Source organism: Verrucomicrobiia bacterium, from assembly GCA_026414565.1.
Classification (GTDB): Bacteria; Verrucomicrobiota; Verrucomicrobiia; order Limisphaerales; family Fontisphaeraceae; genus Fontisphaera.
Map to the genome: position 1 here is coordinate 24,897 of JAOAIT010000048.1, position 13,854 is coordinate 38,750.

General features: G+C 64.4%; 12 protein-coding genes. 4 read left to right on the top strand and 8 right to left on the bottom strand.

The genetic code is table 11. From position 1 onward, the window contains the following. Positions 1 to 54: 54 nt before the first annotated feature. The 7 genes from eno to N3J91_10880 form a co-directional block, all read right to left on the bottom strand. Positions 55 to 1,335, bottom strand: coding sequence for a phosphopyruvate hydratase (eno, locus tag N3J91_10850; protein MCX8156924.1), 1,281 nt, complete (start codon positions 1,333 to 1,335; stop codon positions 55 to 57). 37 nt (positions 1,336 to 1,372) lie between these two features. After that, the gene (locus N3J91_10855) at positions 1,373 to 2,296 is read right to left on the bottom strand and encodes an 8-oxoguanine DNA glycosylase (GenBank protein MCX8156925.1); all 924 of its coding nucleotides are present in this window, start codon (positions 2,294 to 2,296) and stop codon (positions 1,373 to 1,375) included. A gap of 69 nt (positions 2,297 to 2,365) precedes the next feature. Beyond that, complete coding sequence (locus tag N3J91_10860) at positions 2,366 to 3,553, bottom strand: RsmB/NOP family class I SAM-dependent RNA methyltransferase (protein ID MCX8156926.1); 1,188 nt, start codon at positions 3,551 to 3,553, stop codon at positions 2,366 to 2,368. A gap of 21 nt (positions 3,554 to 3,574) precedes the next feature. Continuing rightward, positions 3,575 to 6,286, bottom strand: coding sequence for an aconitate hydratase AcnA (gene acnA, locus N3J91_10865; protein ID MCX8156927.1), 2,712 nt, complete (start codon positions 6,284 to 6,286; stop codon positions 3,575 to 3,577). A gap of 115 nt (positions 6,287 to 6,401) precedes the next feature. Continuing rightward, positions 6,402 to 7,157 carry a hypothetical protein gene (locus N3J91_10870; GenBank protein ID MCX8156928.1) on the bottom strand — a complete coding sequence of 252 codons (756 nt, stop codon included), beginning with the start codon at positions 7,155 to 7,157 and terminating at the stop codon, positions 6,402 to 6,404. A gap of 12 nt (positions 7,158 to 7,169) precedes the next feature. Further along, positions 7,170 to 7,505, bottom strand: a complete 336-nt coding sequence (locus N3J91_10875) for a zinc ABC transporter substrate-binding protein (protein MCX8156929.1) — start codon at positions 7,503 to 7,505, stop codon at positions 7,170 to 7,172. 49 nt (positions 7,506 to 7,554) lie between these two features. Further along, entirely contained in the window at positions 7,555 to 8,766 is a 1,212-nt protein-coding gene (locus tag N3J91_10880; GenBank protein MCX8156930.1) for a serpin family protein, read from the bottom strand. A 137-nt stretch (positions 8,767 to 8,903) separates the two neighbouring features. Here N3J91_10880 and N3J91_10885 point away from each other — a divergent pair, with 137 nt between their 5' ends. Beyond that, entirely contained in the window at positions 8,904 to 9,665 is a 762-nt protein-coding gene (locus N3J91_10885) for an SDR family oxidoreductase (GenBank protein ID MCX8156931.1), read from the top strand. Between the two features lie 12 nt (positions 9,666 to 9,677). On the opposite strand, the gene N3J91_10890 is transcribed toward N3J91_10885, so the two are convergent. After that, on the bottom strand, positions 9,678 to 10,490 hold the full coding sequence (locus tag N3J91_10890) for a hypothetical protein (GenBank protein ID MCX8156932.1): 813 nt from the start codon (positions 10,488 to 10,490) through the stop codon (positions 9,678 to 9,680). A 137-nt stretch (positions 10,491 to 10,627) separates the two neighbouring features. On the opposite strand from N3J91_10890, the gene lpxK reads away from it, so the two are divergent. The 3 genes from lpxK to waaF are packed head-to-tail and all read left to right on the top strand — an operon-like array spanning position 10,628 to position 13,850. Next, positions 10,628 to 11,803 (top strand): tetraacyldisaccharide 4'-kinase, encoded by a 1,176-nt coding sequence (lpxK, locus tag N3J91_10895; GenBank protein MCX8156933.1) that lies wholly within the window; start codon positions 10,628 to 10,630, stop codon positions 11,801 to 11,803. A gap of 8 nt (positions 11,804 to 11,811) precedes the next feature. Further along, positions 11,812 to 12,729: a hypothetical protein gene (locus N3J91_10900; protein ID MCX8156934.1), complete on the top strand. Its 918-nt coding sequence runs from the start codon at positions 11,812 to 11,814 to the stop codon at positions 12,727 to 12,729. A 5-nt stretch (positions 12,730 to 12,734) separates the two neighbouring features. Further along, positions 12,735 to 13,850 (top strand): lipopolysaccharide heptosyltransferase II, encoded by a 1,116-nt coding sequence (waaF, locus tag N3J91_10905; GenBank protein MCX8156935.1) that lies wholly within the window; start codon positions 12,735 to 12,737, stop codon positions 13,848 to 13,850. Positions 13,851 to 13,854: the final 4 nt, after the last annotated feature.

Below are 13,854 nucleotides of genomic sequence, written 5' to 3' on the forward strand. Positions count from 1 at the left end.
ACGGGCGCCGCCGAGGCAGCGCCCGTGTGATTTAAATCGGCAGCCGGGTGGCGATTAGAAGTTTTTGAGTTTGCCGCCGTACACGGCGAGGCTGCCCAGCTCCTGTTCGATGCGGAGCAACTGATTGTACTTGGCGACGCGATCGCTGCGGCTGAGGCTGCCGGTTTTGATCTGGCCGCAGTTGGTGGCGACGGCGATGTCGGCGATGGTGGAGTCCTCGGTTTCGCCGGAGCGATGGCTCAGGACGGCGGTGTAACCGTGGTCATTGGCCAGCTCGACGGCGTCGAGGGTTTCGGTGAGGCTGCCGATTTGGTTGACCTTGACGAGGATGGAGTTGGCGACGCCCTGGTCAATGCCCTTGCGGAGGAATTTGACGTTGGTGACGAAGAGATCGTCGCCCACCAACTGGATTTTGCCGCCGAGTTTTTCGGTGAGCAGCTTCCAGTTTTTCCAGTCGCTTTCGGCGCAGCCGTCTTCGATGCTGACGATGGGATATTTGCCCACCAACTGGACGTAGAAGTCCACCAGCTCGGGGCCGCTGACGGTCTTGCCGGTGCTCTTTTTGAAGGTGTAGGTGCCGTCGCCGTTGTAGAACTCGGAGGCGGCGACATCGAGGGCGAGGTAGATTTGTTTGCCCGCCTTGTAGCCGGCGTCCTTGATGGCCTGGAGAATGGCCTCGATGGCACTTTCGGTGCTGTCGAGCTGGGGAGCGAAGCCGCCTTCATCGCCGACAGCGGTGGAGAGGCCCTTTTTCTTCAGGACGGCCTTCAAGGCGTGGAAGGTTTCGACGATGGAGCGCAAGCCCTCGGAGAAGGAGTCGAAGCCGACGGGCATGATCATGAATTCCTGGAAATCAATGGGGGCGTCGGAGTGGGCGCCGCCATTGATGATGTTGGCCATGGGGACGGGGAGGACCTTGGCGTTGACGCCGCCGAGGTACTTGTAAAGCGGGGTGCCGGTGGCGATGGCGGCCGCCTTGGCGGTGGCCAGGGACACGGCGAGGATGGCGTTGGCGCCGAGTTTGGATTTGGTCTCCGTGCCGTCGAGCTTGAGCATGGCGTTGTCCACGGCCACCTGGTCGAGGGCGTCCATGCCTTCGAGCTTGGGCAGGATTTTGGTGACGATGTTTTGGACGGCCTTGGTGACGCCCTTGCCATTGAAGCGTTTTTTATCGCCGTCGCGCAGCTCCAGGGCTTCGTGTTCACCGGTGCTGGCGCCGGACGGGACCGCCGCCCGGCCCATGGCGCCACAAGCCAGGTAAACATCCGCTTCCACAGTGGGATTGCCGCGGGAGTCGAGGACCTCGCGGGCTTTGATGTCAACGATTTTGGTCATAATGCTTAATCAGTTTTTTGCAAACCAGCGGGGGGCACTATAAGCCAGCCTGCGGGAGCGTCAAGGCAGGCTTTCGGAGGGAGTCCCCTGCCCCACGGGGCGGCCGGGGGCGGGTGCGCCAGAAATGAAAAAGATATTGCTGGGCATATCCTGCCTGGGGGCCGAAGTGATTTTGAATGAAGGCCTCGAGCCGCCGGGGCGAGGGGCGGCGGCGGGGAAAGTAGGCCTGGCGCAGGGCGCGCATGATCCAGACATCCACGGGAAAGGCGCGGGGGAAGCCGCAGGCGAAGAGGAGGACGCAGTTGGCGATTTTGGGGCCGACACCGTGGAGGGTCATGAGGGTCCGGCGGGCCTCGGCTTCGTCCATGCGGGATAGGTGCGCGAGAGGCAGTTCGCCGGCCGCCACGCGCCGGGCGGCCTGGTGGAGGGCGCGGGCGCGGAAACCCATGCGGCAGGCGCGCAAGTCGGCCTCGCTGACGCGGGCCAGGACGTCAGCGGTGGGGAAGGCATGGGCGGGGGCGTGTCCCGGGGGGACGGGGACGGGCGCGCCGAATCGCTGGCAGAGGCAGGCGATGATTTGCTGGATGTGGGGGATTTGTTTGGTGGAGGAGAGGATGAAGGAGGCAAGACATTCCCAAGGTTCCTGCCGCAACAGGCGGAGGCCGTAAGCGGATTGAACGGCTTGTTGAAGGTGGGGGTCATCGGGGGGAAAGGTCCGCAAAATCTCGGGCAGCGAGACGTTGATTTGGAGGTAATCCGCCAGCCATTGCCAGTCGTTGAGCGGCTCGGCGCAGGTGGCCAGCAGGCCCTCGGGGACGGATTGCAAGAAGATCCATTTGCCGGCGACGACGCCTTCCCAGCCGTCGGCGACGCGATGCCAGCGGAAGGCCTGGCCGCAGGAGAGGGTCAGGTCCAGGTTATAGTCCCTGACGGGAAACAGTTTAAGGCAAGCCCTGCTCATGAGCAGCTCCTGAGGGCGAGGGGTCCGCCGGGCGAGGCCCGCTGAAGGGCAGGCTCATGGGGGGAAGGCTCAGGCGGGTGGGGCGGTGGCAGGCCCGTCCGCAGATTTGGGGGAGGCTTCTTCGGGGGGCGGGCCGGCTTTGCGCCAGGCGGCGACAAACATGCCGTTGCCGCCGTGGAGGTGCGGCCAGATTTGGAGGGTGGGGGCGGGAGGGGCAGCAGGATCAAAGGGGTTGGGGAAAGGCAGCGGCTCGAATTCGGGATGCGCGGCTTGAAAGGCTTTGACCACCTCGATGGTTTCGGCCCAAGTGGTGGTGCAGACGGAATAGACCAGTTTGCCGCCGGGTTTGAGGGCGGCCACGGCGTGGTGGAGCATTTCCTTTTGTTTGGCGGCCAGCTCGATGACGTCCTGGGGCAAGGTGGTCCAGCGGGCATGGGGGTTGCGCTGCCAGGTGCCGACGCCGCTGCAGGGGGCGTCCACCAAGATGCCGTCGAATTTCAAATCGGTGGGGAGGTCCGGGCCGCCCTCCCAGAGGGCGATGCGGTAATTGAAGACCTGGCAGCGGCGGGCGCGAAGTTTGAGGCGCTGGAGCCGCCATTCGGCGCGGTCGGTGGCCCAGACGGAGCCTTTGGTGCCCATGAGGGAAACGAGGTGGAGCATTTTGCCGCCCTCGCCGGCGCAGGTGTCCCACCAGAGTTGTTTGGACTGGGGGGCGCAAATCCAGCCGACAGCCTGGGAGGCAATGTCCTGCAACTGAAATTCGCCGGCCTGAAACTCCGGGATGCGGAAGAGGTCTTCGCGGCCGGTGTAGAGGAGGGAGTCAGGGAGCGGGCCGGGCTTGGTGCTGCCCAGGAGTTTGGCCACGGCCTCGGCCTGGCCGGGTTTGGTGCGCAACCAGAGTTTGACGGGTTGCTGGAGGGAAGCGAGCCAGTCCGGGGGTACTTCGGCGTGTTCAAAGATCCAAGCGGGCACGGCCCGGCGGAGTTCGGTGGGGCTGAAGAGGCCGGGATTGTTTTGAAACTCGGCGTCGAGTTCGAGGGCGCGCTCGATGCGTTTGGCCGGGGGGTCTTCGGGGTTCAGCCAGCCGTACCAGCGGAAATGGGAATAGACCAGGCGGCTGATGTGCCAGCTTTCCTCGCGGCTGATGTCTTTGCGCCCGCGGAATTCACGGCGCAAAATGGCATCGGCAGGATGCTCGCGGTCGAACTGAGAGATAACCCGGACAGCAAAATCTCGCAGCCTTTTGTTATTACTCATGAGTGAGCAGTTAACCGCAACTTAACCCGAGGCGGCCAATTGGCGCAAGACAAAAGGCAGGATGCCGCCGTGCTGGTAGTATTCGATCTCGATGGGGGTATCAATGCGGCATTGGACGGGGACTTCTTCGATTTGGCCGTTGGCGCGGGTGATGCGCAGGGTCAGGGATTGCTGGGGGCGGAGCTGGGGGTTGAGACCGAGCACGTCATAGGTTTCGGTGCCGTTGAGGCCGAGCGACTGGGCGCTGATGGGTTCGGGGAATTGGAGGGGCAGAACGCCCATGCCGACGAGGTTGGAGCGGTGGATGCGCTCGAAACTGCGGGCCACCACGGCGCGGACGCCGAGGAGGCGGGTGCCCTTGGCCGCCCAGTCGCGGGAGCTGCCGGTGCCATATTCATGGCCGGCCAGGACCACCAGCGGGACCTGTTCGCGGGCGTAGCGCATGGCGGCATCGAAGATGCTCATCTGCTCACCGGAGGGTTGATGGATGGTGACGCCGCCCTCGACGCCGGGGACCATGAGGTTCTTGATGCGCACGTTGGCAAAGGTGCCGCGGGTCATGACGCGGTCGTTGCCGCGGCGGGAGCCGTAGCTGTTGAAGTCGGCAAAGGCCACGCCGTGCTGCAACAGGTACTGGCCGGCCGGGGAGGCCTTTTTGATGGCGCCGGCGGGGGAGATGTGATCAGTGGTGACGCTGTCGCCGAAGATGCCCAAGGCGCGGGCGCCGCGGATTTCGGTGATGGTGCCCGGCTGGAGGCTGAAGTTTTCGAAGAAGGGCGGCTCCTGGATGTAGGTGGATTGGGGGTCCCAGGCAAAGACTTCGCCCACGGTGGCCGGGATTTCATTCCACTTGGGATTCTGGCTGGCGAAGTCCTGATAGAGGCGCCGGAAAGTTTCCGGTTTGAGGGCGGCGGCGAGGAGTTGGCGGATTTCCTCCTGGGTGGGCCAGACATCGCGGAGATAGACGGGCTGGCCGTCGCGGCCGAGACCGAGGGGTTCGCGGCTGAGGTCCACCTGGACGCGGCCGGCCAGGGCGAAGGCCACCACCAGCGGAGGTGACATGAGGAAGTTGGCTTTGATGTTTTGGTGGATGCGGGCCTCGAAGTTGCGGTTGCCGGAGAGGACGGCGGCGGTGACGAGGTCATGCTTGACGACGGCCTCCTCGACGGGGGCGGGGAGGGGTCCCGAGTTGCCGATGCAGGTCATGCAGCCATAGCCGACGAGATGGAAGCCCAACTGATCGAGATAAGGCTGGAGGCCGGTATCGCGCAGGTATTCGGTGACCACGCGGGAGCCGGGGGCGAGGGAGGCCTTGACGCCGGCCGGGGTGCGGAGGCCGCGTTCGACGGCTTTTTTAGCGAGCAGGCCGGCGGCGAGCATGACGGTGGGGTTGCTGGTGTTGGTGCAACTGGTGATGGAGGCGATGAGGACCGAGCCGTGGCCGAGGCGGGCCTTGCCCTGGCCGTTGAGGGACACCTCCACCTGCACGGAATCCAGCTCGGCTGCCGGTTTTCCGTAGCCGCTCTCGGTGATGGGGCGGCTGAAGGCGGCCTGGAAAGATTCCTTGAGTTTGGGGAGTTCGATGCGGTCCTGGGGGCGCTTGGGGCCGGCGACGCTGGGGGTGACGGTGCTCAGGTCCAGTTCGAGCACCTGGGAGTAATCCACCTGGCCGGCCTGGGGGATGCCCCACAAGCCCTGGGCCTGGTAGTAATTTTCATACAGGCGGCAGTGGTCTTCGCTGCGTCCGGTCTGGCGGAGGTAGGCCACGGTTTCCGCGTCCATGGGGAAGAAGCCCATGGTGGCGCCGTATTCGGGGGCCATGTTGGCGATGGTGGCGCGGTCCACCACGGGGAGCGCGGCCGCGCCGGGGCCAAAGAACTCCACGAATTTGCCGACGACTTTGGCCTTGCGGAGCATCTGGGTGACGGTCAAGGCCACATCGGTGGCGGTGACGCCTTCGCGCAGGCTGCCGGTGAGGTGGACGCCGACGACATCGGGGGTGAGGAAATAGACGGGCTGCCCCAACATGCCGGCCTCGGCTTCGATGCCGCCGACGCCCCAGCCGACGATGCCGAGGCCGTTGATCATGGTGGTGTGGGAGTCGGTGCCGACGAGGGTATCCGGGTAATAAACGCCGTGCTGCTCGAGCACGCCCTTGGCGAGGTATTCGAGGTTGACCTGGTGGATGATGCCGATGCCGGGGGGCACGACTTTGAAGGTTTTGAAGGCTTGCATGCCCCATTTGAGGAGCTGGTAACGCTCGCGGTTGCGCTGGAATTCCAACTCGAGGTTGCGGGCGAAGGCATCAGGGGTGCCGGCGAAATCCACCTGGACGGAATGATCCACCACCAAATCCACGGGGACGAGGGGTTCGATGCGTTTGGGGTCCCGGCCCATGCGGGCCATGGCGGAGCGCATGGCGGCGAGGTCCACCAGGAGGGGGACGCCGGTGAAGTCCTGGAGGACGATGCGGGCGACGACGAAGGGGATTTCGGCGGTGCGAGGGGCCTGGGGCTGCCAGTTGGCCAGGTCGCGAACGTTTTGCTCGGTGACGCGGCGGCCATCGCAGTGGCGCAGGACGGCTTCGAGGACGAGGCGCAAGGAGACGGGCAGGCGGGAGATGCGGCCGACGCCGGCCTGTTCGAGGGCGGGCAGCGAATAAAGAACGCCCGTGCGCCCGTTGCCGAGATCAAAATTGCGGCGCACACCGAAAGGGTCATGCAATAGACTCATAAGTTTTAATCATTCAAGTGATGATGGACTGCCATGCGCAGCCAAGCCGGTTGATAGTGTGAGCCAAGGAGGGCGATGTCAAGCCGGTCGGGAGCGAGCGGCCCGGGAGGGAGGCTTAAACGGACAAACCGCAGCCGGCGAGGAAGTCCTGGCGCAAATCCGGCGTGAGGGTCAGGCCGGGGGGGTCTTCGCGGAGGGGGACGACGCCGTCCAATTCCAGGAGTTGCGCGGCGACACCGCAGACGTCGAGGTGGGGGTAGGCGGCGAGGATTTCCTCGAAAGAGACTTTTTTATTTTTGCCCAGCATCATGCTGATGACGGTGGCGCAGGCGGGGATGTCCAACTGGCGGAGGCGTTGGGCGCGGCGGATGTCCTGGAGGCCGGCCCAAAGGAGCTGGGGGCTGAGGAGCCAGAAGGCGGCGATGAGGCGGATCAGGCTGCGGAGGGTTTCCGGGGCAAACAACTGCACATTGTGCAGGAGCCCGACGGCGGGCCATTTGATGGAGAACGGGGGGTTGCCGTCGCGGGTGGCGACTTTGAGTTCCATCAATTCATCCATGTTGGTGCGGGCATGGAGGACGAAAAGCCCCACCACCACGGCCAGGGAGAGCAGGCGCTTGAGCCAGTAAGGGAGGGTGAAGAGCCAGCCGGTGGTGAAGCTGAGCAAGGCAAAAGCCATCCAGTAGGTGAAGAGGGCGGCCAGGAGGGCGGCGCCGCAAATCAAAAGCCCGCCGGTCAGATTGGCGGTGACGGTTTCCTGGACTTTCTGGCGGAGGGTGTCTTGGACGGCGGCCTGGAAGTTGGCGGCATCGGCGGGGGGCGTGCGGGGTTTGAGGCGCACGCGGATTTTGGGGCGGGGATCCAGGGGCATAGGGGGTGCGGGTCAGGATTCCGGGCCGTTCCATTTCAGCTCGGCGCGGCGTGGGGGGGGCACCAACAGGAACAACTCCGCGATCAATTTGCGGTGGAGGTCGTAGTTGCGGCAGAGGGCGGGGCTGGCTTCGGTGAGGTAGGCGCGCGCATGGTGGTTGAGAAACCAGAGATCATTATCGGTAAAATCAGGGTCGAGGATGGAGTGGGGCAGCGAGTGAAGGAGCTGGGCTTCCAGCAGGGCGGAGCGGTCTTTCAGGCGGGCCCAGGCGCCCTGGGCGAGCACGTCCCGAATGTACGGCAACCCCCAGCGGAGCATTTCTTGGTAGATTTCCTGTTTCCGGCTCACGCGGCGGAGGATAGCGCGGGGCGGGCCGGCAGGAAAGGGGCAAATCCCGTCAGATTTCCGGCTGGGTGAGGCGGCCGAGGAAAATGATGGCGCCGGTGGTTTGATCGCGGATGAGAAAAAGGAAGGGATGATCAGCGCGGAAGACCAACGGTTGCTGGGGGGGTGCCGAGCGCACGCCCACGACAACGCCGGAAGCGGCTGCGGCCTCGGCGCCCTCCTCATTGATTTCGACTGCGGCCTTGTGCACGACGGCGGTGAGGTAGAGGTTGGCTTTGCGGCCGTCCATGCCGGAGAAATCGGCCTGATTCATGTCGAAGGCATCGGTCATGCCCAGGGCGGCGAGTTTTTGGTTCAACTGAAACTGGCTGGTGAGCTTGAAGCGCGGGAGGAAGAGGGTGACCTGGCGGGGGCGCAGCCCCTGCAACCATTGAGCGAGTTTTTCCGCGGTCATCTGCTCCTCGAGGGCCGCCAGTCCGTCCACGCGCCGGGGGAGGAGAAACACCATGGCCCAGCGTCCGCCTTGGTAGGGGAGAGACAAGGCCTGCCAGTCCGGGTTTTCGGCATAACCCAGGGTTTGTTTTTGGGTCATCATGGGGACGAGGCGGGTGCGCCCGCCGGGCAGGTGAAATGGGGCATCCGCTGTGTCGCGGGCGGGGAAGGCATACTCCCACCGGCCTTTGAGGTAGATGGCATTGACCAAGACCATGCGGGTGAGGGGGGTGAGGACACCGGGGGAGATCAGTTCGGTGATTTTGCGCTGGGTCTGCTCTTCCACCCAGGTGTTGATGCGCTGGCGGGCGGCTTCGGGGTCGCGGGCGTAGTCACAGGGGAACACGCCGGCCTGGAACTGATTTTTGATGGTGCGCAGGAACTCTTCACGGAAGGGGTAGCCTGCCTGGGGCCACAAAGCATTGGCCACATGCCATTGGATGCCGCTGGTGCGGGCGGACTCGTCGAGGCCCTGGGTGAAGCGGCGCCATGCGGCGGGGGGATCGGCGAGGGTTTCCAGGTGCAACACGCGCGCCATTTGCGCAGCGGTGTGGTCGCGAGCGCCGGCGTGGGTCATGGTGAGGGCGGTGGCCAGGCTGTAGGGGGAGAAGAACAGATTGCCGGGCTGGCCCTGGAGCTGGCGGTATAAATCCAGCGCGAAGGCATTGTTGGCGCGGGCCGGTGAACTGTCCGCCGGGGCGGGTTCTGCGGCCTGCAGGTGGTTGAACGCAAAGATCGCGCAACTCAGGGCAACGATGATGACATTTTTCATGCTGAGGGGTTAGACGCGAGCGCGGGATGAATGCTCCGAGGAAGCGGAGGCCAGGCTGATGGCCGCCGGCCGGCCGCGGCGGGGACGCCGGGGGAAAAGGTTGAGGGGACGGCCGTTTTGTGGTTGGATGACGGGCCATGAGCGAAAGCATCTCCCTGCGGGGCAAGACGGCGGTGATCACCGGCGCGAGCAAGGGATTGGGCAAGGCGATGGCGCTGGCGCTGGGGCGGGCCGGGGCGCGGCTGGCGCTGGTTTCGCGCGATGCCCGGCTGCTGGAGCAGACGGCGGGGGAGGTGCGGGCGTGCGGGAGCGAGGCCTGGACGTATGTGGTGGACATTCTGCAGGAGGAGGCGGTGAATCAGTTGGGCGTGCGGCTGGCAGAGGATCATGGGAAGGTGCAAATCCTCATCAACAATGCGGGGGTAAATGTGCGCAAAGCGGTGACGGAATTTACGCTGGCCGAGTGGCGGCAGGTGCTGGACACCAATCTGACGGGGGCCTTTTTGATGTGCCGGGCGGTGGTGCCGTTGATGCGGGGCCAGGGGTGGGGGCGGATATTGAACATGACGTCGATCATGAGCCATGTGGCGCTGGCGGGGCGCGCGGCTTATGCGGCCAGCAAAGCGGGGCTGCTGGGATTTACGAAGGCGCTGGCACTGGAGCTGGCGCCGGAGGGGATCACGGTGAACGGCATCAGTCCGGGGCCGTTTGCCACGGAGATGAATCGCCCCCTGTTAAGCAATCCTGAGCTGAGCCAGTTTTTTCTGAGCCGGATACCGCTGGGGCAATGGGGGCAGGTGGAGGACATTGGGGCGCTGGCGGTGTTCCTGTGCTCGGAGCACGCGCGATTCATCACCGGCGCGGATATCCTGGTGGATGGCGGATGGACGGCGCAATAAGGGCGGAGGGGTTTAGAAGGACTGGCCGGCGAAGAATCGTTTTTCCCACTTTTCCAGGTCCTTTTTGACCTTGTCCACTTTCACGTTGTTGGGGAGGAAATAGGCGGTCCAGGGGGGGCGCTGGGGCATTTTATCAATGGCATCATAGAGCGCCTTGATGCCCTCGACGCCGAGGCCGGCATCGAGGGCGTTGCGGACGCCCGATTTGAGGGATTCCTCCCATTCGGCGGGGGTGAGGAAATTGTTGATGGGAGAGGTTTTGCCCTGGGCGTCCTCGAGCTTGCTTTTGTATTTTTTGTAGTGGCCGAGGTAGTGATGGGACAATTCGATGGCGACGACCATGCCGACCATTTGATTGAAGTTGCTCTTTTGCTCGTTAAGCATGTCATCGGACCAGTAACGTTTGTCTTTGAGGTTGGGGGGTTCGTGGAGTTCTTTTTCGCCGGTTTCCTGGGCGAGGGAGACGATATACTTCTGGAAGTAACCCTTTTCGAGGCGGTCAATGGCGCGGGCGTGGGCGACGTAGTTCATCAGGTCAATAAAGCCCGCCGAGATGAAAACGGCGCGCATGGGTTCGGTTTCGTCCTCGTACTCGACGAGTTTGATGCTGGGCATCATGTCGGTTTCGAGGAAGATGGGCTGTTTGTGGATGATTTTCTGGTATTTTTTATCGAGCGATTTATGGAGGTCGGCGCCCAGGGACATGATGACCGAATAACCGGTGCGATAGGTGATGCCGTCGGGGCTGCCCGGTTGGGCCGGGAGTGAGAGCGTGGTGACAACTGCCGCCAAGGCCAGGGCCGTGCCGCAAGAGAACGCTTTCATAGGACTAAAATAGCATAGCAGCAATGGGGGGGAATGCCAAATGCGTCCCCTGCCCTGCCGGGAGGCGGGGGGCGGGGCGGCATAAAATCCGAACCAAAGGTTGAAGCCGGGCGCGGGTCTTGGCAGACTGCGCGTTTATGGGTCACGCGCTGCGTGAATGGATAGAACGGGTGGAGACCTACGTCCTGGAAGTCATCGTCGGAGAGCGACGAGGCGGGTGGACGCCGGTCTTGCGGGCGCTGTTGTATGTGCTGAGCCGGGTGTTTGGGGTGGTGGTGCGGCTGCGGCAGTGGCTGTACAATGTGCGGATATTGCGGGACACCACGCTGGGGGTGCAGGTGATAGCGATCGGGAATCTGTCGGTGGGAGGGACGGGGAAGACGCCGGTGGTGGAGCGTTTTGCGCGGGAGCTGCGGGATTTGGGGCGGAATGTGGCGATTTTGTCGCGGGGCTACCGGTCACGGCCGCCGCCGCTGCGGGAGCGGCTGATCAACAAGGTGCTGCTGCGGGAGGATCAAACGCCGCCGCGCATTGTGTCGGACGGGAAGAATCTGCTGCTGGATTCGGAGACGGCGGGGGATGAGCCCTACATGCTGGCGTCGAACCTGCGGGATGTGGTGGTGCTGGTGGACAAGGACCGGGTGAAGGCGGGGCGGTTTGCGATTGAGAAGTTTGGGTGCGACACGCTGCTGCTGGATGACGGGTTTCAGTACTGGGAATTGCGGGGGCGGCGGCATGATGTGGTGCTGGTGGACTGCCAGCAGCCGTTTGGCAACGGGCATCTGCTGCCGCGGGGGACGCTGCGCGAGCCGCCGAGCCATCTGGCGCGGGCGAGCACGATTTTCATCACCAAGAGCGACGGGCGGACGGCGGAGCTGCGGGCGCGGATTGCCCGGTACAATCCGCATGCGCCGATTATTGAATGCGTGCATCATCCGCTTTATTTTGAGGATGTGTTCACGGGCGAGCGAGAGGGGCTGGAGTTGATCAAGGGCCGGAAGATTGCCGCGCTGAGCGGCATAGCGCAGCCGGAGAGTTTTGAGGCGGGGCTGGCCCGGCTGGGAGGGGTGCTGGTGTATGCGAAACGCTTTGCGGATCATCACCGGTTTACGCAGCAGGAGGTGCTGAACGTGATCAACCGGAGCAAGAAGCGGCAGGCGGAGATGATCCTCACGACACAGAAGGACGCGGTGCGTTTTCCGAAGCTGGACCGGCGGGATTTGCCGATTTATTTCATGCGGGTGGAGATCAAGATCATTGCGGGCGCCAAGGACTTCAACGATTACGTGCGCCGGATCTGTTTCCTGCGCTGAAAGAGATTATGGAATTTTTGTTATACTGGGTGGCGCGGGGCATGGTGGCTTTATTGCAGGCGCTGCCGCTGCGGTGGGTGGCGCGGCTGGGGCGTTTTTGCGGGGGACTGGTGTATGGCCTGGATGCGCGGCATCGGCGGATGGCGCGGCGGAATCTGGCGGCGGCGTTTCCCGAGCTTTCGGCGCGCGAGGTGCGGGCTTTGGCGCGCGAGAACTTCCAGCGGATTGGGGAGAACTTTGCCTGCGCCGTGAAGACGGCGGCGATGCCGGATGAGGCGCTGGCGGCGCATCTGGAATTTGGGGGGGTGGGTGAGCTGCCGGCGGTGTTGCAGCAGCAGCCGCGGTCGGTGGTGTTTGCGATTGGGCACTTTGGCAACTTTGAGTTGTACGCCCGCGCCCGGCGGCTGTTGCCGGGGTGGCAGATGGCCACGACTTACCGGGCGCTGCGGCAGCCGCGGTTGAATCAACTTTTGCAGGGGTTGCGGGAGCGGACGGGCTGCCTGTATTTTGAACGGCGGACGGACGGGGAGCGGCTGCGGCGGCAGCTTCAGCAGGAGCGGTTGATTCTGGGATTGCTGAGTGATCAGCATGGGGGGCGGCGGGGTTTGCGGCTGCCGTTTTTTGGGCGGGAGGCCTCGACCAACCCGGCGCCGGCGATATTTGCGCTGCGATACCGGCTGCCGCTGTTCATGGGGTATTGTTTTCGGACGGGGCTGGGGCGGTGGCGGCTGGAGGTGGGGGAGCAGATACCGACGATGGTGGAGGGCCGGCCGCGGGCGGTGGCGGAGATCATGCGGGATGTGAATCGGGCGTTTGAGCAGGCGATTCGCCGGGATCCGGCCAACTGGTTCTGGGTGCACAATCGTTGGAAAACGCCGGGACGGGCGCCGGCGCCCTCCCCTGCCCTTGTCCCAGCCAAGGAGTAAGAGCCATGCGGAAGCCGCCACTGCCCGAGATATTTCGCCAAGCCCGACACCTGCTGATTCGTGGGGTGAACTGGCTGGGGGATGCGGTGATGTCCACGCCGGCGGTGATGCGGCTGCGCGAATATTGCGCGGAGGCGCGCATCACCCTGCTGTGCCATGAGAAGCTGGGCGAGCTGTGGCAGGCGCATCCGGCGGTGGATGAGGTGCTGACGTTCAGCAGCGAGGAGAGCGCGTGGAAAACGGGGCGGCGGCTGGCGCGGGAGCGGTTTGATGCGGCGGTTATTTTTCCCAACTCCCCCCGCTCCGCCCTGCAGGTGTGGCTGGGGCGGGTGCCGGTGCGAGTGGGGATGGCGGCCCCGTGGCGCCGATGGCTTTTGACCCACGCGGTGCCGCCGCGCGCGGGGCATGTGCGGATGCGGAAGCGGACGCCGGAGGAGATACAAGGGTTGTTGGCGGGGAGCCTGCGGGCGGAAGCGCCGCCGCCGCGGGAGGCGCATCACCTGTATCATTATCTGCATATCGTGGGGGCGGTGGGCGCCCGCACCGAGCCGCTGGCGCCGCAGATTGCCGTGGCGCCGGATTGCGCCGAGCGCATTCGGGCGCGGCTGGCCGGCGTGTCGGGCCCGGTGGTGGCGTTATGTCCGGGGGCGGAGTATGGGCCGGCCAAGCGTTGGCCGCGGGAAAACTTCATTGAACTGGCGAAGGAGCTGCAGCGCCAGTGGCAGGCGGAAATTCTTTTGGTGGGCGGTCATCATGATGCCCAGGTGACCGGCCAGATTGCGCGGGCCGTGGGGGGGCGTATCCGGGACTGGGCGGGGCAGACCTCGCTGGGCGAGCTGGCGGCGGTGTTGGGAGCGTGCCGGGTGGTGATTGCCAATGACAGCGGGCCGATGCATCTGGCGGCGGCGGTGGGGACGCCGGTGGTGGCCCTGTTTGGCAGCACGTCGCCGCATTTGACGGCGCCCGGGCTGCCGGGGGAGAAGCGGCATGCGATCTTGTATCAAAAAGTTCCGTGCTCGCCGTGTTTTTTGCGGGAGTGTCCGGTGGGTTATCGGTGTTTGAAAAATCTCCGCGTGGCGGAGGTGCTGGAGGCGGCGGCGGCTTATTTGAGAACGGAATGACCCG